Source organism: Bacillus sp. cl95 (assembly GCF_900115925.1).
Classification (GTDB): domain Bacteria; phylum Bacillota; class Bacilli; order Bacillales; family Cytobacillaceae; genus Neobacillus_A.
In genome coordinates, this window is sequence record NZ_FOYF01000004.1 from 59,118 (window position 1) to 80,346 (window position 21,229).

Sequence of the window (21,229 nt, forward strand, 5' to 3'; positions counted from 1 at the left end):
CCTCCTTAATTCGCTCGCAGTCGCCAAGTACCAATGCTTAACGACGCAAGCCCCATAAATAGTAATACAACGATTGGCACATACAACTCGTTCCACTCTGTGCCGGACATAATATCCAAAAAGCTCGTTAGCGCCCATTTATTAGGTGTAACGCTGGCAACCATCTGCAATGTATCGGGGAACAAGTAGATTGGAAGCATGGAACCTCCTAAGATTGCGAAAATCTGCACCCCTACACCACTTACCACGTCGGTGGTTTTCGCATCTGAAACGACTGCGGCTAACGCCATTGACAAACCAGATACAGCTACTGAATAAGCTAAGCCAATCGAAAATACCTGCAAAACATTTTCTCCCCAACTGACATCAAAGAATAAAGTAGTTGCCGTAAAAAAGATCACTAATTGGATGAGTGCAAACAACAATGTCCCTAAGAACTTGCCGATAAGAATGGAGGTGTGGCTGGTTGGCGTAATCATTAAGCGCGCCAATGTTTCGGTTGAACGCTCCTCAATAATGGATTTGGCACCGACCGTTGCATTAAAGAGTAAGAACATGACAGCCATCCCTGCTGCGTAATATTGCATGGATGAAACAAATTTCTTCCCAACTGATTCCTCCATAAGCGGTATTCCATCCTTTCCAGCTTCCTTCAATTCTTGCACGATTTCAGTAGCCGCTTCATTCATGTTCACTTTTCCTGTCGTAACAGCTTCTGATTGTGTCAAATCACTTATGACGATTTTAGCCGTGACCGAAAGCATCTTGGCACGCTCACTGAAAGACTTGAGTACGGATTCTACGACTGATGCCTTTAATGGTTGTTCTGATAATGATAAAATACTGACTTCTTTCAATTCACCTTGCTCTAAATCTCTGCTCCATCCTTGAGGAAAGGAAAGGCCTACATCTATTTTTTCATCCTTAATCAAATCTTTTAACTCTTTGTCATCCTTCACTTTTTTTACTTTAATAAAAGAAAGTTCTGGTAAAACCTCTTCTTTAAACGTTACAGCCAGTGGATCTTGATCATTTAATACCAATCCCACTTTTGTTTCCGCGAATCCTCCGTCGCCTCCCATGACCGAATTCAATGCAGAACCTAGTATCGCCGTCAGTACAAGAGGCATTAAGATCATCGTCAAGAATCCTTTTCTGTCAGTGAAACGGATCATAAAGTCCTTCCAAGCAATTGTTAAGCTTTTCATTTTCTCTCCCCCTTAGTCGCGCAATGATCTGCCGGTTAATGATAAAAACAAACTCTCCAAATTGGGCTCCTTCACTTCAAAAGACTGCACGTGAACATGATGTTTTACAGCGCACGCCATGATTTCCCCTACTACAAGCTGATGGCTACTAACAAAAATATCAAGTGAAAGTGCTTCCGTATCGGTAACGATCCGCTCAACATGCTCCATTTCCTTTATACATGTAACAAACTCTTCATTTAGATGATTGACGATCATTTTAATAACTGTTCCGCCTGCAAGACGATTGCATAAATCGCTCTTCGTTCCAAGCGCAATCATTTTTCCTTGATCGACGATACCGATTCGGTTACAAAGGTATTCAACTTCTTCCATGTAATGACTTGTGTAAATAACTGTCATGCCGTTTTCATTCAACTTTTTTACCGTTTCTAAAATGTGATTTCTAGATTGTGGATCAATTCCTACTGTTGGCTCATCCATGATTAATAGTTCAGGATCATGCATCAAGGCAGCACCGATATTTATCCGGCGTTTCATCCCACCTGAAAATGTCTCAATTTTATCCTTAGCGCGCTCGCTCAATCCCACATACTCAAGTACTTCCTCTGCCCTCTTTTTCGCTTGTGAACCGGACAATCCGTACATCTTTCCCCAGAAAAGCAAGTTGTCTTTAGCTGACATCGTTGGATAAAGTGCTATTTCCTGAGGCACAACCCCTATTTTCTTTTTAACGTCCATCGTGTTCTTTTTGACTGAACTTCCACCAACAGTTATTTCACCTGCATCGTAAGAAAGCAGTCCACAAATCATGCTGATGGTTGTAGACTTTCCGGCCCCGTTAGGACCTAATAAACCAAAAGCCTCACCTTTATTGACTTGAAACGAAACTCCTCGCACAACTTCTTTATGATTAAACGATTTTTTGATATCCTCCACAACTAACATTGCTGGTCACTCCCCTGTTCCAATTTATACTCTTATTTTATTAATAAAAGAAATTTTTTCCATGTAGCGCAAGATAGAACTTTTCCATAAAAAAAGGCCCTTATCAGGCCTACTTTCGTTTTCTCTATGCTAAAAGTCATGTACCTATACATTACTCAAAAATCGTGATGCCATATCTTACTGCAAAGATGGCCGCTTGTGTACGGTCTCGCAACCCAAGTTTATTAATCAAATTAGAGACATGATTCTTCACAGTTCCTTCTGTAATGAACAATAAGTTTGCTATCTCTTTATTACTCAATCCAAATCCAAGTTGTTGAAGAACATCCGTCTCCCGCTCGGTCAGTTCTTCCAATTCTTTCGGAAACTCTACTTTGTCATTTACATTCTCAATGGTACGCGTCTTCTTTAATTCGCTGAGCATTTGAGCGGTAATGTCTGGCGGCAGGACGACTCCACCCGAATGAACGGTTTGGATGGCTTTCACAATGGTATCAGTCGACATATCCTTCAGCAAATAACCGCTCGCCCCTTCTTCCAAGGCTTGAAAGATGAGATCACTGTCCTTGAAAGTTGTCAGCATCAACACCTTTGTTCCAGATGTATTTTTTGTGATTAGTCTCGTCCCTTCCACACCGCTCGTTCCCGGCATGCGTATATCCATTAGAACAATATCAGGGGCCAACTCTAATACTTTTTGAAAAGCCTCCTGTCCGTCAGCAGCTGTCCCGATTACCGATAGTTCTGGTCTCAAACCGAGCAGACTGGCTAACCCCTCCCGAATCAATGGCTGATCGTCCACTATGATTACTTTTATCATTTACTTCCCCCTGCGACCCATTTTTTTTGCAGAAGAGGAAAGTTCATTTTCATGTGGAAACCTTCGCCCTCCTTACTTTGACATAAAACTGATCCCCCATGTTCTTCAACGCGCTCTTTCATATTGATAAGTCCAAAACCTGGATGAATCGAAGGAACCCCTTTCCCATTGTCCTTCGTCGTAACGATGATTTCGTCAGAAGAACAATCGATGCTTAACCAAAAGGATCTTGCATCTCCATGTCTTTTTGCATTGGTCATTGCCTCCTGAATGAGTCTTATCAATGTCGGTTGCAACGAAACAGGAATCATGACTGGATCTCCGCTTAACTCAAAAACCGTTTCCAAACTTGTCGTTTTATAGAAGTCTCCTAGTAGTTTACGAATCAATGGAATAAAGGAAAGGTGTTCACTCTCTTGAGGATGAATAGTCCTTACAGAAAATCGGATTTCGTCAAGAGCTCCTCTAGCAAGTTCATCGCAAACCGACAGCGTTTCTCCTGCTTTATCAGGATTAAGTTTGATTAATTCACGCCCCAACTCTAATTGCACAAGCAAGGCAGTCATTTTATGTCCAACCGTATCATGAATTTCCCTTGCGATCCGATTTCTCTCATGAATGGAAGTGAGTTCTTCCACTTGCTTTGAATACACTTTCAGTTGCTGATGAGCATCCGAAAGCGCGTCATGAGAATCATTTAATTGGGTGTATTGTTCATTCATTGTCTCCCGCGCACTCAGTAATTTCCGAATCAAATCTCCGACAACCGCACCATAAAACACAAACATAGTACTAATGAGGTTATCAGAAAAATCTAGATACCCCGTTTCCTTTTTCCAATAATACATGACAGAGATCCACATTATAAGAAATATGATTGCACAGGCTTTAAAGAACTTTTTATTATCATTATGTAAAAACAAAGTAACAGAAACGATCCCTAATAATATTAAGTATAAAGTCGAACCAGGAAATAAGAAGCCATAGGTAAAGCTTAGAAAGGCATCCGTTAAAATAACGATATTTACGGTCTTTTGATTTTTGCTAGTAAAGATGACAAAATGATTGAAAGCAAAAATAATAGCAGCCAAAATGACAAATCCCTTTAGTAAGTAATGATTGTCAGGCAGCCTCAAATAACAAACCGTGCTTAAAAGCACGAACATGACTAACCGAGTATACTTTAACAATTACGCACCCCATATCTATCATATTCTGAAGGAATTCCGTTAAATAACACTACTACATAAAAAAAGGCTTGAATAATCACTCATTCAAACCTTTTTAATCCTATGGATATTTCTCTATGAGCTTCGTGAATTCCTCTATTATTTCGAATATCAAAACCCTTTCCTTCAGCCAAAATTACTAGGTTTCATTCCTACACTTATACTTTACGCCTTCACTCATACCCCATAAGAAGCAATCCTCCCTCTTTTTATTGCATCATGTATAAAAAAGAATTAATATTGTAAAGTTATTTGAATATAGTAAGAGTTAATCTAGAAGGAAGGCTTTCCACCATGAAAACAAACAGAAAAACAGGGCTCGACCTAGTAAGGGCATTTGCCATCCTATTTGTAATATGTGTGCATTTCTTTCTCAAAACTGAGTTTTATTCGACATCACTGTTAGGAAAAAACATGTATCTTCAAGTTTCCATGAGGATGAGTTTTTTAATTTGTGTCCCCCTGTTCATCATCCTTACAGGCTATCTACAAATTGAGAAAACACCAACAAAAAGCTATTTCAAAAAAATCATACCTATCCTCGTCGTGTATCTCATTTATTCAATTATCGCAATCTTGGTACGAGAGTATTATTTTAAAGAAAATAATTCTGCATTAGAATGGTTTGCGATGATTTTAAGTTTCAAGGCTGACAGTTACTCATGGTATGTGAATATGTATATTGGGTTATTCTTACTTAGCCCGTACATCAATATCCTATATAAAAATATAAATACGAGGAAGCAAAAAATAATATTGATTGCAATTTTATTTTTTATTACTGGCGTTCCTGACTTTTTGAATCACAAGTTAAGAGGAATCCTTTTCTTCCCAGACTTTTGGGTAACAATTTATCCTATAACTTATTATCTAATCGGGTGTTACATTAGAGAATATCAAATTAAACTTAACAAAGTGTGGGGATTGATTGCGCTCTTCACAGTCATCCTTTTCGAAACGTTTATCGAAGTTCATTATGCAATGGGCGGAATATTTAAGGGAATGTCAGGATATTACTCCTCACTACTTATTGCGATTCATTCGTTGATTTTTTTCCTTATCTTTTATGATATGAACATTAAGGTTAATTTCATTTCAAAGGCCATAACACTAGTTTCTTTATTATCTCTTGATATTTATCTAGCCTCGAATATCACAGATAGATTTGTATATGAGTACGTCTTGAAAAACCTTTTTGATACCCAGCAGCAAATCATATATTACTTCATTCCAATTACTTTAACTACTTTTTCTTTAGCGTTTACGCTATCCTTCTTACGACATAAGTTAATTCGATTAAGATAAGTAAATGAAAAAAAGAGGTTCCACTGCTGATTTTTTAAATATCATGTGGGAACCTCTTTTTTTATACAATCTTTACGCTATAGTTAATTCGGTTGTAAAGTTGTTTCAAACTGTACTTTATGAAGGTTGGCAAATATTCCGTCTTGTCTGATCAATTCGTCATGTGTTCCTTGCTCGGCAATGCCGGCCTCTGTAACAACCACGATCTTGTCTGCATTCCTTATCGTCGCAAGTCTATGAGCGATTACGAGTGTCGTACGATTTTGGGAGAGTTCAGTTAAAGCCTTCTGGATAATTCTTTCCGTTTCCGTATCAAGTGCAGATGTGGCTTCGTCCAAAATAAGAATCGGCGGGTTTTTAAGAAACATCCTTGCAATAGCGATTCTTTGTTTTTGTCCTCCCGATAACTTTAGACCTCGTTCTCCTATTTGTGTCTCATATCCTGCTGGCAAGGAGGCGATAAAATCTTCTAGATGAGCTCTTTTGGCAGCTTTTACAATATCCTCATGGTTTGCTCCAAGTGAACCATATGCAATGTTTTCACGAAGCGTTCCTGTAAAGAGAAAAACATCCTGCTGGACGATTCCAATCTGTGAGCGCAACGATTTCTTTGTCATTTTGCGGATATCGATGCCATCGATTTGGATTGAACCTTCATTGACATCGTAAAAGCGCGGAATTAGAGTGCAGATAGTCGTTTTACCTGCGCCTGAAGGACCAACAAAGGCAATCGTTTCCCCGCTTTTAATTTCCAAATCAATTTTTTCAAGGACGGGCTTATGATTCTCATATCCAAAGGTTACATTTTGAAAGACAATGTCTCCTTTTAAACGAGAAATCTCTAGGGCATTCTCCTGATCTACCACATCTGGATTTTGGTCCATTAATTCTGTAAAACGCTTAAAGCCGGCCATTCCTTTTGGGTATAGTTCGAGAATCGCGCTAATTTTATCAATAGGTTTGAATAATACATTCACATAAAGCAAGAAACCGACCAATTCTCCATAGCTGAGGCTTCCGCGAAAACTGAGCCACGCCCCATAAACAAGGACAATCAAAACAATAAGCCGAGTCAGCATATAGATACTCGAAGAACTAAATGACATGACTTTGTAAGCAGCCAATTTTGCAGAACGGAACTTCCGATTGTTAACTGTAAATCTCTCAATCTCAAAATCTTCATTTGTAAAAGACTGAACGACTCGGATACCAGCAACGCTATCCTCTACCCTTGCATTTACATCTGCAATGTCACTGTACATATTCTTCCATGCAGCGTTCATTTTTACATTGGAATAAGTGATTAACCATATCAAAAATGGAACGATGATCATCGTTATAAGCGCCAGCTTTACGTTAATTGTTAGCATAATCCAGAACGCGCCGACAAACGTCATAACAGCAATAAACAAATCCTCTGGTCCATGATGGGCGAGTTCACCTAAATCAAATAAGTCGTTTGTGATGCGGCTCATAATGTGTCCCGTCTTTGTATTATCAAAGAACCTGAATGACTGTTTCTGAACGTGTTGAAAAAGCTGCTGCCTCATGTCGGTTTCAATATTGATCCCAAGCTTATGTCCCCAGTAATTAACGATGAACTGCAGAAAAGTACTGATTACGTACAATAGAAGCAGCCCGATGCTAACTCCTACTATGGTATTCCAGTTACCGCTTGGCAAAAGTTTATCAATAAACCATTGAACAGCCAGCGGAAACGCCAACTCAAGCAACGCCACAATCACAGCACTGCTAAAATCAATGATGAATAACTTTCGATGCGGACGGTAATACGTAAAAAAGCGTCGTATCATAGATGGTTTCTCCTTCATGTTTATCTAGTGATTATATGCCAAAGAGTGGGATTTTTTCAAGAATTCTGTTATTAAACAGCATCTACCTCTGACAATTTTTTGTAATAAGAAAAGGAACCGGTTGAAACGGTTCCTTTTCTTATAATTGGGAGTCAGATATTAAAAATAAGGCGTGTTTATATAGAAAGTAGAAATTGATTTCGATTTGGACGAAAATAATTGGACTTCTGTAGAGATTAATCTTAGGGTAGACGAAAAAAACAGCCATTTAGGAGAGAAAATCTTTAAAACAAAAGGAAATAGATTTTTGTCACCTGTCTAAATCATCAATATTTCCCTTATATCCTCTTCCGTCAGAGAGAAATTCTCTTTCTGTTCTGGATCAATAATCTCTTCAATGAGATTTCTCTTTTTCTCCTGCAATTCATTCATCTTTTCCTCAATCGTTCCTCGGGAAACTAGCTTAATGACCTGAACAACATTCTTCTGCCCCATTCGATGGGCTCGGTCAGCTGCCTGCTCCTCTACGGCTGGATTCCACCATAGGTCATAGAGGATCACTGTATCTGCGCCAGTTAAATTAAGACCTGTGCCTCCGGCTTTCAATGAGATCAGGAAAAGATCACGTTCACCCTCGTTGAAACGATGGCAAACTTCCACTCGTTCTTCCGATGGAGTTTGACCATCAAGATAGAAGAAAGCCAGTCCTTGTTCTGTTAACTCCTTGCCAATCAAATTCAACATCTTTGTAAACTGGGAAAAAATCAAAACTCTTCTTCCTGAAAGTTGGGCCTCCTCTACAATCTTGAGAAGTTGTTCAAATTTCGCTGAACTTCCTTTGTATCCATCTACAAAAAGGGCAGGATGGCAGCATATTTGCCTTAACCGAGTTAATCCTGCGAGAATTCTTATTTTATTTTTCCTCAAAGTATCCTTATCAAGATGTTTCAATGTATCGTGTCGTAGCTTCGCTAGATAAGTAGCATACAATTTCTTTTGTTCAGGAAGCAATTCCATGGACTCCAACGACTCAATTTTTTCTGGAAGCTCTCCTAGTACATCTTCCTTTAGTCTACGCAGCAAGAATGGACGAATCCTGCGAGCGATTTTCTTTTTGGAGAGATGACTGTATTCTCGTAACCCCATGAACAATTCTGGGAAAACGACGTGGAAAATAGACCACAGCTCTTCAAGTGAATTCTCCACGGGCGTACCGGTTAGAGCAAAGCGATGTACGGCTTTTATCTTCTTTACTGCTCTAGCTGTCTGTGTGATAGGATTCTTAAAAGCCTGTGCCTCATCAAAAAATACTGTATGAAATTTTTGATTTTCATAGGTCTTGATGTCTTTACGTAACAATGGATAAGAAGTGATGACGACATCAGCTTTTGAAACCTCCTTAAGTATCCTTAACCTTTCTGATTGTTTTCCATCCACAATAATGGCTTGTATATCAGGAGTGAATTTCAACAGTTCACTTAGCCAGTTATACGTCAGTGAAGATGGACAGACAACCAAAACAGGAAGGTTTCTCTTTCGGATATCAGGAAGTTCCGAAGCGATGTACGCAATGCTTTGCAGTGTTTTCCCTAACCCCATATCATCAGCCAGGATACCACCAAATCCATAGCCGGCTAAGGTTTTCATCCATTTGTACCCGTGCGTTTGATAGTCTCGAAGAAGCTTTTGCAAGTTTTCTGGCACTTTGAAATTCATGAGACTGGGGTTTTCAATCGTTTCTAGGAATCTGCGGAACGATTCTTCATAGGTGAACGTTTGATCTTCTTCGACACTATTCATCAGTCGAAGTCCTTGAACAATTGGAACATTTAACCCACTTTCAAGATCCTCATTTTGAACAGGAAGTGCATTGAGAAATCGTTGAATTTCTTTAAATTCCCTCGTCTCTAACGAAAGAAGCGAGCCGTTTCTTAATCGATAATACTTTCGTTTTTCCTCTAGCGCTGAAAGCAATTCACGTATTTGACTATCTGGAATACCGTCCATTTCAAATTTGAACTCAAGCCAATTGGTCCGCTCTCTTTTGACTTTCACCCTAATTTTTGGTGGAGCGCTCTCCCTGAAAATTCTGTTCCTGACTGCAGTCGTCGCATAAATTTGTACAAGTTTTTGCAGCTTTGGGACCACATAATATAGAAATTCATATTCTAAATCTTCATTATGGAGAAAATATCCACCATCTGTCTTGGCAAAAGAACTATCTTCCATCAACTCGAGGATGGTATTCTCCTTTGCTACGTCCCTGATGAGGAGCTTGTTTACCTTATCCTCTAAAGGATTAATGACAACATTTTCATAGTGGAACTCAAGCCCGACGAGCAGCCGGTTCTTCACTCGATCCAAGAATAGTTTGGCACTCAGAGGCGTCTTCACTAGTTGGGAAGATATCTCTTTTGATAGATGAACCTCGCCTAACTTCTTCAAACCTGGCACGACTTTTTCTAGAAAAAAACCCACTTGTTTTTCGGCAATGGGTATAGCGTTCTTCCCTGTAGAATCCAGCATCCGTTTCATATCTGTAAGGCGCTGGCAATCTTCATCTTTCAGCTCTACAAATGTTCCATCAGTCAATACCAAGCTATATGAACCCAATATGATTAGCTTATTGAATCCGCGCATCTTCAATTGATAGCCTTTGCCTTCGATTTCAGAAAAATCGAATCGAAGGGGAAGCCGTTCAGTCGATAAGTGAAGGCCCTCATACATTTCGCCTTCTACCTCTAACTTTACCTTTGGATCCACTCTTAATTGAGAAAAAAGGCTATCCCATGAAGATGGGGGGATTATCAATTGATGCTTCCCCCTTTTTTCTTCATGGTACTCCGACTTGTTATCTATAAATATCTTTTCATCATCAACAATTTGGATAAGTTGCTGCAAAACAACATTGGTTTCATGTGAAAAGCAATGTTGGCTAGGATCGTAAGTGAAGGACGGTGATAAATTTGTGACCTTTCCTTCTTTCACATTCTTAAAGAAACCTCTTATGTCTTCAACATTCTCGGCTTCGATTTTTATTTCGATCCCCAATAAAAACTGTCCATTATCTATGTTAATAGGGCTCAAGATAAATTCTGCATCAATCGTTTTTCTTTTTTCAAAATGAAGTTGTTGCCCACTTTTTTTTCTGGGCTTGCTTTGGAAAATGCTCAGTAATCCTTCTGAAAAATTGATGTCCATTGAATCGTCTTTTGGTTTGCTTGAATGTTCTTCAGTCGTTTCAAGGCGCTGTTGCTCATTTATAGCCATTAACACTGCTGCTATATGCTGACAATCCTTTTGAAAGGAAGCAAGCGATGGGCAGCTGCACTCTGTTCGAAATCCACCCATATCATCTTTTTCAATAATGACATGGAAATCCTCGGCTCCAATAACCGTAGCTTCACATCGATCCGCTTCAAAGTGTTCAAATTTCACTTTATGGGAACGAAAAAAAGCATCCCCTCGTTTGAAAGAGACTGGCCCGCACAGATCAATGATGATTTTATGATTGAGTTTGATATTCATATGCCTTGCTCCTTCTTGGGGTTGGAAATTAAGCTAATGTCATTTTAATTTTCGTTGTCCAGTAGTTATCACTTATTTAGCTACTACTTAGTTTAACATCCTTATACATATTCGCTCTAATCATAACCAACTTATTATATATTAGTGGATAAAACATACTAAATTGAACAATCTAATATGAAGGATTTGTTATTATGGGGTGAGCACCAATGGATTTTTTTAGCAGTCAAGAATCTCTTACAGCAGTCGAGTGGAGTATGAGAGCAATCGTTAGTTTCTTTTTTTTGGTCTTTGTAGCAAAAATAATGGGACAACGATCCATCTCAAAGTTGAGATTTTTGGATTTCGTGATACTACTACTGTTAGGAAATATTCTTGCCCACCCGTTATCTGACGAGGGTTTAGGGCTTAAAGGTTCCATGATTTCGATAAGTGTATTAGTTATTCTCTATCTATCAGGAATTCTTTTGAGCTTGAAATCGAATCGAATTAGAACGTTCTTTAACCCTTCACCGATGCCTCTTATTGAAAATGGACAAATTCTATATAAGAACTTATTTAAAGCAAAGATAACGATTGAATTTCTACTATCTGAATTACGAAAAGAAAAAACAGATGATATTCAAAAAGTAGCGCTTGCACTTTGGGAACCAGGAGGAACGATATCGATATTTTTAGCTCCTCAACATCAGCCCGTTACTACTGCCGATCTAAATTTACCGATAAAATCTTTTGATTTTCCAAAAACAGTTATTAAGGAAAGAACGATTGATAACAATGAATTACAGCAGCTTGGAAAAGACGAACAATGGCTTAAAGACAGCATCAAAGAAACTTATGGCGTTACTGTAAACGAGGTATTACTAGCAACCCTAGATAAAGGAAATAACCTTAAAGTATTTTTATATAATTAGAAGCCCAGCAGTAAATAAAAAATCTAGAGGGCTAAGCCTCTAGATTAGGATAGATGTCTTATGCTTTTTGCATGTTAAGAGCTCATTTCTGCCTTTTTTCTGATACTACTTCTGAAATCATTTCATACATGCACTCCACACCTTTGTCTGAAGCCTCAAACTTATAGGCATGATTTCTTGCAATCCCAATGCTCTCTGCCTCACTAGCTGCATCAATGTTTGCGCCCATGAAAATAAATTCCCAATTATATTTCTCCTGCTGATGATTGATTAGTTTTTTTATTTTTCCATAAGTGAACTCACTGCTCGCATTTTCCATCCCATCGGTTGTTATGACAAAAATGACTTTTCCCGATCTATTTTCAGCCTCAGTTTGCGACAACCTTCTGCCCACATCCAAAATCGTTTTCCCAATAGCGTCAAGAAGAGCTGTACACCCTCTAACATAGTACTCAGCTTCGGTTAATACTGCATTTTTAGCTTCAATACCATTCCATAAGACCTCATATTCATCATCAAACAAAACCGTTGTAAGAATCGTTTTTCCTTCTAACTGACATTGCCTCTTAACAAATGCGTTAAATCCCCCAACCGTATCACTTTCAAGGCCTGCCATTGATCCACTTCTATCAAGCAGGAAAATAATTTCTGTTAAATCCTTATTCATTATGATCATCTCCCTTAAATTCTTTCATGATATAATTGTAGCTAATCATATCCATAATTTGGTCGCCTGCTAAGCGACATTTAGGGAGGTAGACCACTTGCTTGATAAAAAGCTATTTGACGAATTACAGGAATTCATTGATTTCCATTTAAATGTTCCTGAGATGAGTCATATGATATTCTCCGATTCACTAGAAAAGTGCAGCCAAGAAGTATGGTTGGATGAACTTGACGACTTTATTAAGAATAATCATAAACCTACACTGACACAGTTATTGTTTACTTATATTGATCAAAAAGGTGTCAGTGATCCAGAGATATACAAAAAAGCGGGAATGGATCGTAAACATTTTTCAAAATTACGTTCTAATCCAAACTACCAGCCTAAAAAAAATACCGTAATCGCACTGGCGTTGGCACTAGAACTAAACAGTGAAGAAACCGACGATTTTTTAGATTCCGCCGGTTATTCCTTATCGCAAAGTGATACATCTGACCTTGTCATTCAATTTTGTATAGAGAAAAAGATTTTTAAGATAGAAGAGGTCAATCAAGCGTTGTATTATTTTAGTTTGAAGCCGTTGGGGATTTAAAAAAGTGCCTGTCACCACCCGAAATTTGTCGAAAATAATATCGACTCAACTTAGGTAGTGAGCAGGGCTATGACATATCAGTAATGATAATCATCGTTAATAAACCGATAACAAATGAAAATGTGGCAGATTTTTCGTTTCCATCCCCATGGCTTTCTGGGATTAACTCTTTGTATACAACAAACAGCATTGAGCCTGCTGCGAAAGCCAACCCATACGGCACTACCCCAAGAAACTGATCTGTTAATTGCAATCCGATCAGCGATGAAACAAATTCTATGGCCCCTGTAAAAGCTGTATACAAAAAAGCCCTTAGTTTAGACACCCTATTGGTAATTAGAAATAGACAAACTAAAAAGCCTTCGGGAAAATTCTGTAAACCTATTGAAAACGACACCAGCGAACCTAATTCCTCGTAATGGCTCGCATAACTCACTCCTACAGATATTCCTTCTGGGATGTTATGTATGGCCATGGCAGCTATCAACAAAAGAGGATTTGCTTGTTGACCAGGATGATTTGCATGCTCCAACTCTACGTGTGGCAAGTAGGTTTCCAATAAAGTTAAGGTTAAGGTTCCAAGAAGAATTCCAACCGTTAAGACAAACATATTCGACAGCTTTAAAGTCGAGGGAATAAGTGCATAAGTGGAAGCCGCCACCATAATTCCTGCACTATATGCCAAAAGATTGTCCTTGAGGCGATGGGACACATTATTCAATAATAGAGCAGGTAATGCTCCTAATGCAGTACATAAAGCACTAATAAATATTCCTAAATGAGCTTCCACCAGAAACCACCTTCGAAAATGTATTAGTGTAATATATGTACAACCCTTATAAAATATGAAAAACGAGTTATTCTAACCTCCACTCAAACCATCTACCATGGCCGTCTGTTTTTCCAACATTATGCGTGTACTTGATACCATTCATGAAATAATCTAAATGGAGATCTCCGTCTGTCATATTATTATATAGATGCACTACGTCTCGATTTTCCCCTATGACTCTAATATTCTCAAATAAGTCCTTTTTCCCTTCCAAGGGAATTTGATTAGCAACATGTGTGTGAAAAATACATAGAACAGAATCACTTGGAATTTGACTCGAAATATTAAGAATTAATTTTACCCCATCACCTTCAATAAATTTGATAGGAAAATCCTTAACATATTGAGCAGCCTTATCAAATAATTCTCTTCTTTCGTTATGTTCAGGCCAAATCAATGCTTTTAACCATAGGAAATTCTCTTCATTAGAAACATCGTTAACATGTAAATCAAGTCCGATTCTTTGTGTGACAGGGGGGGCGGTGAGAAATAGTAAAGGATCATAACTGGATCTGATTTCAGAGGTAATATGTACATTCGAGGATCTATTTCCGTAAGTAGTTCCCGTACCATATGAGTAACTATATTGATCCCAAAGCAACTGTAAACCCGCACTTGTTCCTATCTCAACCAATGCTAATGGTTTTTTCATTCTTTCGTATATATAACAAAAGGCAGGATAGAGGTAAGCGCAACGTCTCACTTCATTCGTCTGTACTAACTTGGTTTGAAGAATTGAAATGACTTCTTCTTTGAATGTCATACAGAATTCTTTGAAAATAGGAAAAGAACATTCTATCGATTTTGGTTCCTTGACTAGACTTTGATAATATTCTTTTAAAGTATGATCTTTGCCTTTTAGCAAAAGATAATGAACCGCACCGAATAACAAGTTGGGTACAGGCTGCCCTTTTTGTACATGTTCACATAAATAAAGCACTTCGTCATCCTGAGCAATTTGCATAGACAAATACTCATACAACTCACTAGACCCTCTGCACTCTTTCTTTGCAAACTGAAGAAAACGTTCTGATAATTGATTCATCTTTATCAACAACTCCCGACTGTAGTTCTCACTCAAGCCAACATCCTAATTTTACCATATCCTTATTTATGAGTATTAAATAAAGGCTCTGTTATACTTGCCTGTTGATTTCCGTTCCAGTCGCTTGCTTTCCGGTACGAATTTTCGAAAAAGCCCTAATGCCGGCTTTTTCAAGAGCAAATTCGTCTTGGGGGCGTTCGCGCCAAGCCTCCTCGTCACTATCGCTCCTGCGGGGTCTCGCCTGTAACGCTAATCCCCCAGGACATTGATAATCTTCCTCGAAATAACCCACGCACGAAGAAAATGCGATAGCACAAGGAAAGCATCCTTGAATTTACATCGCACGAAATGATGCGGTAGCATCATTGAGGAATTTCGAGGAGTCAAGCGCCTTCCACTCCAATCAACAAGTGCAAAAAATCAACAATGTACTTTAACAGAGCCTAAATAAAAAAACATACAACACCCCCAAAATGGATGCTGTATGTTCTAAAAAAGCATTAATTACTTATGACAATATCATCAAAGTTTAGCCTCATGCCTGAGGTTCCTGTAACGACAATTCGGAATCTAACAGGAACTGTCTGGGTGAGGGTAAACGTTTTGACTGTTAATGTGGAGGAACTAGTGTTAGAGCTGCCAACGTTTGTCCATGTCGAGCCACCATTTGAGGACATTTGTAACTGCCAAACCGCCCCAGTATCCGTACTAAAGTTACCATGTGAAATCTGAACGCTTTTTGCCCCGCTCACATCGAAGTTCATTGTCAGTGCTCCACTTGCACGTACACGAGCGGACTGTATACCATTTTTCTTATCTCCAGACAAATTGCCGATAAGGGCATTATCAAAATACCATGAACCGCTCGCGAGTGTAACATTTCCTGAGGTATAGGCCGTCTTTGAACCTGACTCGAATTTCTCATTCACCATTACCGTTCCGCCACTTCCACTAGAACCGTATCCGTATGAACCAGACTTAAACGTTGATGGATCGTACCATTTGTAACCTGCAGCAGGTGCAGACCATGGTTCGGCTACTGGTTCTGTTGAAGTTTGTGGATTTTCCATCGATAACAAGTCAGTTGGCTGATCAAGCTGTAATCCACTTACTTGTGACAGGGCCGTGTAGCTTTCCTGTAGTGACAACCAATCTATCAAATTCACAAGCAGGGTACTATCGTTTTGTTCCTTAAAACCATCATACGTTGTTTTTTTAGAACCAGTTTCCTCACGCAAATATTTAGGAGAGGCATCTTCCACTGGAGAAGAATCCCCAATGAACGCTGCCTTACCTAATCCTAGTTTGGAAACTGCAGCGTACGGCCCCTCCGCTCTTCCCCCGCCATTATAAACACCTTGGTCGACAGCTGAACCCCAGGCTGCAGATGTTGGCGGAAGATAAACAATACCTTTTGCTTTATTTGGATCTGTGATAGCTAATGTAGATCCTGCATGCATAGCAACCGTCGAGACTCCCGTCGTTATCCCGAAAGCTTGACTTGGAGCTACAATATCGTTGGCAGTTACATCTCCAATCGCATTAAAACGGAACCTGATACCAAAGTTGGTTGCTAACCAGTCGGATCCTGTTACTCCTTGCATCGCTGTTGACGAGGCTTCCTCTGTTCCCATTCCTTTAGTGGGATTTGAGTAGGCTCCCCTGCGATAACCATTAAAGACCTCTGAGGCATCCCAACGATTTTTATTACGATCAGCATTATAATGGTCTCCTATAAAAAAGATACTTCCTCCATTTTGAACATATTGAATCATGGCGTCTTGTTCTGATGTTTTATAGGGAATATTCGCTTCCCCAATGACGAACACATTGTAGCCTTGTAAATCTTGATAAGTGATTGGAGTGGTTTTTCGCAACTCTTTTGCATAGTAACCTTTGTTGGCTAAAGCATTCGCAAAATCTGAGAATCCCCCATCCAAAACCCAGTCCGCTGCTCCCGCTGTTTGTCCATGTGTATTATCAAATAAGACCTTCTTACCATTCGCAGTTCCGATTGGTTGCAGCTGCGGTGCAGGATCAAGGGCATTTTCTGCTGCAACAAATTCGTTAAAACAATAAGAGATTGGAGATACAAGCAAAAGCAATAATGCGAAAAGCGATAACTTTTTACGAACCATTCTTTTCACTCCTTTTTGTTGTATTCCTCTCTAAATTAACACAGGAATGTTGACGGAATGTGAAGAAAACCTAAAACAGAAATTTTCCCAACAAAAGAGTGCCTGTCACCGCCCGAAATGCGTCGAAAATCTATCGACAAATATCGGTGAGTGACAGGCACCTATTAAAATAATTCCGCAATATTTATACGCTGATCAAACATCCGATCATCACGTTGAAAATGAGTGACCTCTTTAATTTCCCAATTAGCCTTGTGTTTTTCCATTAAATAATTGACGATTTCATAAAAGTGAAACTTTTGATTAGAATTAACGAGATAAGTGTCTGGACTATATTCAAGCGCAGCCTCTACAATTATACGGGCAGTTTCGGGCAAGAAGCTTGTAGAAGGATACCATTTTGAACTCGCCTCAATCGCACCATGTTCTTTAAAGCTGCGTTCTAAAAAGTCAATCATGTTATTGGAGCCTGCCTCAGTACCAATCTGCCAGCCTAGTCTTAATATGACAGCATTCTGATGGTATTTACGAACCGTTTCCTCGCATTCTATTTTATATCGTCCGTAATCTTCTTCTGCATTCGGAGTACTTTCCACTGTGTATGGTCCCGTTCCTTTTTCGGAAAAAACAGAGACCGTGCTCGTAAACAAAAGTTTAATTCCAAGCTCATTCGTTGCTTTCGCTATGTATTGAAGCCATTCAACCGGACCGGTAGCAATCTGGAAAAATACATCCGGATTCGTTTCTTTAATATAATCGTATACAACTTGAGCATCATCTGTTGGAACCTTAGAACGGTCCCAAACAATAACCTCTATTCCGCGCTTTAGCAATTCCTTATAAACAAACGGGGCAACTGCTCCATTCATACCGGTAATCATCGCTTTCATGTGCAATACTTCCTTTCCAATTGCGAATTCTCTTTCCTTACCATACCTATAAAATGTCATGGCTTATCTATGAAAATGCCCAATGGCACCATCAGGTAATACCGCATGAACCCCTTTAACCCTATTTACAATTTGAGTGATTTTCAAATCTACAGCCACACTTGCAAGAGCTGTAGCCTCTACCTTACTTAAAGTATATGACTCTTGTAAGAATTCAAGCATCCCCTCAAGGGCCATAATAGTTGCCTTGTTCAAATCTTCATGAAAACCGAAAGTAATCCACCCTGAAGGTGTATGTGCCATAGGCATTTTTAAAGAAATATCTTCTTTTAAGACAAATGAAAGATCGACTAGATCCATCGGACATTCGATTGCTTGCCCTGAAACTTCTCCGTCGCCTTGTGCTGCATGACCATCCCCTACGGAGAATAATCCACCTTCAACTGCAATTGGTAAGAATAAGGTACTCCCTTTTACAAGCTCTTTGCAGTCAATATTTCCGCCACAATACCTTGGAGGAATAGTAGAATGTATTCCTCGTTCGCTTGGTGCTGTGCTCATGACACCCATAAATGGTTTAAGTGGCACTGTGAAATGGTGATTTTTATAATGACATGACCCAAGTGCCCTCTCGCTATCTAAATCCCAATCAAAAACAATTTCATTTTCTTCTGATAAGCCTAGTGCTATGTTATGCCAGTTTTTTGACCCACCAGCACAATTCCAACCATACCAACTCGGTATGATATCATTGATCTTAACTTCTAACGTCATTCCTGGTTTCGCACCATTTATGGCAATAGGACCGATAACTGGGTGTCCCCACTCCTTTTCCTTTTCTCTGGATTGATAACGGATTCTCTCACCATCTTTAGGTGTGAACCCCCAACCAATATCGATTGAATTCATCCGTATAGAATCTCCCGAGTTGATCGTAAGAATAGGTTCATAGTCTTTGCTGAAAGATGCATGCAAGTTCTCGTTTTTCGCTTCTAGTTTATGAATCATCTTAATCTCCTATAATCATATATGATTGTGTTCCTCTATTATCGAATAAAGGCTAATATTTCTTCCTTTCGCTTCTCCCAATCGTACTCGCTATTATTCAGCAGCAAACTTTTAATGCGCAGCTGGGCAAGCGTTTCTTTTTCTAATTCTTTACGTTCTTTTAAGAACTGGATAACACCCGCTTCGCCTTGTAAGTTTCGTGCTTGCCCATAAGATTGTTCTGTATAATACCAAGTAAGAAATTCAAACCATTCCTTTGAACGGTCTTTCCGAACACTGTTTAAACTTTCCTCTATATTGTCTTGTTCAAAGTAAAGAATGACTGGGTCTAACTCCGCAATGATTCCCGTTATTTTATCTATGTGATTGAATATCTGCTCTTTGGGAACATCATGCTTTGCAAGTAAAAAAGTATATGGATTCTGTAGGAAGCAGCATTCAAGGACATAAACATCATTATCAGAACGCGCCATTTCCACAAATTCTTTCCACTTAGCTAAAGTAACTTCACAAAAATCTTCGATGGGCAATCCGTAGACATCATAAGCTTTAAGAGCATGATGTAGGTGGGGGTTCTTCTCATATAAATTCCCGTATGGAATGAAGAACCTATTCTGTTTTTGAGTTGCATATGAACGGATATCAGGAAAATCTTTTTCCAACTCTTTGAGCTGTAATGCTGAGAGACAAGAGATCGATTCATAATCAGCCGGGTTCTCACTATTACCTTCTAAATAAATCTTCACGTCGTTTCCCTGATCTTGTAATATATCAGCCAGCCAAGTAGCAGTTGTCGTCTTTCCTGATCCGGGAATTCCCTCAACTATATATAATTTTCCCATTTCTATTATCCTCCTGTATTCCTCATCTTCTAATAGTTTGATTGAGCCATTATGATTTCCTGCTGAATTGTAAAAAAAGTGCCTGTCACCGCCCGAAATGTGTCGAAAGCAATCGACAAACTTCGGGGAGTGACAGGCACAAATCTTCTCACCCTACATAATATATAGGCAGAAGTTTAATGAGCGATAGGAGGATAAAAATGATTAATTTCCAGCCTTTTAGTGGAACCGTAACCATGATTAGTGACTTTTCAGTATCAGAAAATGATCCAGCAGCCGGTTGTTATAAACTATTCTCAGTCGATAACGGATTCGGTAATTCAGTTAATTTCGTAGTGGAGCCTACTACTTATTTTGTAGATCACTTAATGGTGGGAGTAGGAGACAGAGTAACAGGATACTATGATGCCAATGCACCCGTGCCAATGATATACCCTCCACAATACCGAGCACTTGTCATGGTAAAAGAAACACCCTATCAAAATGTAAAAGTAAGCTACTTTAACAACCAATTAGTGAGCAGTGATGGTCAGTTAAGATTAAACGTTTCCCCATACACACAAATCATATTACAAAACGGGCAAGCATTTACGAGCCCCCCAGCTAACCGTAATCTGATTGTGATCTATGGCGCTTCCACAAAAAGCATACCTGCCCAAACTACACCCTATAAAATTATTGTGTTGTGTTAGAAAAGCGGAAGCGCCCTGATCAGCCCCGACAGGCATAAGACGAAGCGCGCAGGAAATCCTGATTTCTGGAGCGATTTGGCTTATGACCCCGAGGGGCTGGGCGCTGGAGCTAGACAGTGGTCTCCGTAAGAATTTTAAACTTTCTTATTTACTTAAAAAGTGCCTGTCACCAACCGAAAAATGTCAAAAACATTCGACAAACTTCGGGGAGTGACAGGCACCAAAATCAGCACTACCTTATAATTTCGCTTGAACTGCCTGTAGCTTGCTCTCCATTGAATGTTTCTTGTCGCGTCGGTCATCAATGCGAATATTCGTGCACACTCGCTGCAAACCTTTTTGAAAAGGAACTTCATGAATTTCCTGAACCACTTCAAGCAACTTCTTTAGGTCACCCTCAATCAACGTACTCATTGGAGTTAATTGGAATTTGATTTCCCCTTCATGTTTTTGGAGAACTTTATGTATTTCAGCCACATACTCGCTCACACTTGGTGTTTCCGTCCCTACTGGGATTACAGTAATATCGATGATAGCCATAATGGACCTCCTGCATTCATTAATTCTTTCTATAATAGCATACATCTTTAGAAAATTTCCTACCTTGGCACCTCTCAAAAATGAGTTATGTATACAATCTTCCAAAACACCACAACATACAAACGGAGGGATGTAGATGAACACTAATTTTCCTAAAGTCATATGTCCGAACTGCAACGCCCAACACGAAATTGATATGGTTCTAACCGCTCAATCA

At 39.2% G+C, this 21,229-nt stretch carries 18 protein-coding genes; 4 read left to right on the top strand and 14 right to left on the bottom strand.

What is annotated here, in order from left to right; all coding sequences use genetic code 11:
- Window positions 1-5 precede the first annotated feature (5 nt).
- The 4 genes from BMZ31_RS12405 to BMZ31_RS12420 all read right to left on the bottom strand — a co-directional run bounded on the left by BMZ31_RS12405 (window position 6) and on the right by BMZ31_RS12420 (window position 4,166).
- Window positions 6-1,208, bottom strand: coding sequence for an ABC transporter permease (locus tag BMZ31_RS12405; RefSeq protein ID WP_090832088.1), 1,203 nt, complete (start codon window positions 1,206-1,208; stop codon window positions 6-8).
- Between the two features lie 12 nt (window positions 1,209-1,220).
- The gene (locus BMZ31_RS12410) at window positions 1,221-2,156 is read right to left on the bottom strand and encodes an ABC transporter ATP-binding protein (RefSeq protein ID WP_090832089.1); all 936 of its coding nucleotides are present in this window, start codon (window positions 2,154-2,156) and stop codon (window positions 1,221-1,223) included.
- Between the two features lie 151 nt (window positions 2,157-2,307).
- Window positions 2,308-2,976, bottom strand: a complete 669-nt coding sequence (locus BMZ31_RS12415; protein WP_090832090.1) for a response regulator transcription factor — start codon at window positions 2,974-2,976, stop codon at window positions 2,308-2,310.
- Complete coding sequence (locus BMZ31_RS12420) at window positions 2,973-4,166, bottom strand: sensor histidine kinase (protein ID WP_090832091.1); 1,194 nt, start codon at window positions 4,164-4,166, stop codon at window positions 2,973-2,975. Before BMZ31_RS12420 ends, BMZ31_RS12415 begins: the two co-directional genes overlap by 4 nt.
- A 333-nt stretch (window positions 4,167-4,499) precedes the next feature.
- Here BMZ31_RS12420 and BMZ31_RS12425 point away from each other — a divergent pair, with 333 nt between their 5' ends.
- A complete protein-coding gene (locus BMZ31_RS12425) occupies window positions 4,500-5,510 on the top strand; it encodes an acyltransferase (protein ID WP_090832092.1) in 1,011 nt (336 codons plus the stop codon).
- Window positions 5,511-5,593: 83 nt separating this feature from the next.
- Here BMZ31_RS12425 and BMZ31_RS12430 read toward each other — a convergent pair whose 3' ends face one another.
- The gene (locus tag BMZ31_RS12430) at window positions 5,594-7,324 is read right to left on the bottom strand and encodes an ABC transporter ATP-binding protein (RefSeq protein ID WP_090832093.1); all 1,731 of its coding nucleotides are present in this window, start codon (window positions 7,322-7,324) and stop codon (window positions 5,594-5,596) included.
- A gap of 318 nt (window positions 7,325-7,642) precedes the next feature.
- Window positions 7,643-10,852 (bottom strand): DEAD/DEAH box helicase, encoded by a 3,210-nt coding sequence (locus BMZ31_RS12435; protein ID WP_090832094.1) that lies wholly within the window; start codon window positions 10,850-10,852, stop codon window positions 7,643-7,645.
- Window positions 10,853-11,061: 209 nt separating this feature from the next.
- On the opposite strand from BMZ31_RS12435, the gene BMZ31_RS12440 reads away from it, so the two are divergent.
- Window positions 11,062-11,766, top strand: coding sequence for a DUF421 domain-containing protein (locus BMZ31_RS12440; RefSeq protein ID WP_090832095.1), 705 nt, complete (start codon window positions 11,062-11,064; stop codon window positions 11,764-11,766).
- Window positions 11,767-11,848: 82 nt separating this feature from the next.
- Here the strand turns inward: BMZ31_RS12440 and BMZ31_RS12445 are convergent, their stop codons facing one another.
- Window positions 11,849-12,433 carry a vWA domain-containing protein gene (locus BMZ31_RS12445; protein WP_090832096.1) on the bottom strand — a complete coding sequence of 195 codons (585 nt, stop codon included), beginning with the start codon at window positions 12,431-12,433 and terminating at the stop codon, window positions 11,849-11,851.
- A gap of 97 nt (window positions 12,434-12,530) precedes the next feature.
- Between BMZ31_RS12445 and BMZ31_RS12450 the strand changes: the two genes are divergently transcribed.
- On the top strand, window positions 12,531-13,025 hold the full coding sequence (locus BMZ31_RS12450) for a hypothetical protein (protein ID WP_090832097.1): 495 nt from the start codon (window positions 12,531-12,533) through the stop codon (window positions 13,023-13,025).
- 67 nt (window positions 13,026-13,092) lie between these two features.
- Here BMZ31_RS12450 and BMZ31_RS12455 read toward each other — a convergent pair whose 3' ends face one another.
- The 6 genes from BMZ31_RS12455 to BMZ31_RS12485 form a co-directional block, all read right to left on the bottom strand.
- Window positions 13,093-13,818, bottom strand: coding sequence for a ZIP family metal transporter (locus BMZ31_RS12455; protein WP_090832098.1), 726 nt, complete (start codon window positions 13,816-13,818; stop codon window positions 13,093-13,095).
- 64 nt (window positions 13,819-13,882) lie between these two features.
- Window positions 13,883-14,911 (bottom strand): DUF2332 domain-containing protein, encoded by a 1,029-nt coding sequence (locus BMZ31_RS12460; RefSeq protein ID WP_090832436.1) that lies wholly within the window; start codon window positions 14,909-14,911, stop codon window positions 13,883-13,885.
- Between the two features lie 491 nt (window positions 14,912-15,402).
- Complete coding sequence (locus BMZ31_RS12470; RefSeq protein WP_090832100.1) at window positions 15,403-17,040, bottom strand: Ig domain protein group 2 domain protein; 1,638 nt, start codon at window positions 17,038-17,040, stop codon at window positions 15,403-15,405.
- 164 nt (window positions 17,041-17,204) lie between these two features.
- Window positions 17,205-17,930, bottom strand: coding sequence for a sugar nucleotide-binding protein (locus BMZ31_RS12475; protein ID WP_090832101.1), 726 nt, complete (start codon window positions 17,928-17,930; stop codon window positions 17,205-17,207).
- A 63-nt stretch (window positions 17,931-17,993) separates the two neighbouring features.
- Window positions 17,994-18,938: an acetamidase/formamidase family protein gene (locus tag BMZ31_RS12480; protein ID WP_090832102.1), complete on the bottom strand. Its 945-nt coding sequence runs from the start codon at window positions 18,936-18,938 to the stop codon at window positions 17,994-17,996.
- Window positions 18,939-18,976: 38 nt separating this feature from the next.
- Window positions 18,977-19,780: a P-loop NTPase family protein gene (locus tag BMZ31_RS12485; protein WP_090832103.1), complete on the bottom strand. Its 804-nt coding sequence runs from the start codon at window positions 19,778-19,780 to the stop codon at window positions 18,977-18,979.
- Between the two features lie 200 nt (window positions 19,781-19,980).
- On the opposite strand from BMZ31_RS12485, the gene BMZ31_RS12490 reads away from it, so the two are divergent.
- Window positions 19,981-20,472 (top strand): hypothetical protein, encoded by a 492-nt coding sequence (locus BMZ31_RS12490; protein WP_090832104.1) that lies wholly within the window; start codon window positions 19,981-19,983, stop codon window positions 20,470-20,472.
- Between the two features lie 237 nt (window positions 20,473-20,709).
- Here BMZ31_RS12490 and BMZ31_RS12495 read toward each other — a convergent pair whose 3' ends face one another.
- The gene (locus tag BMZ31_RS12495) at window positions 20,710-21,012 is read right to left on the bottom strand and encodes an MTH1187 family thiamine-binding protein (protein WP_090832105.1); all 303 of its coding nucleotides are present in this window, start codon (window positions 21,010-21,012) and stop codon (window positions 20,710-20,712) included.
- Between the last annotated feature and the right edge of the window lie 217 nt (window positions 21,013-21,229).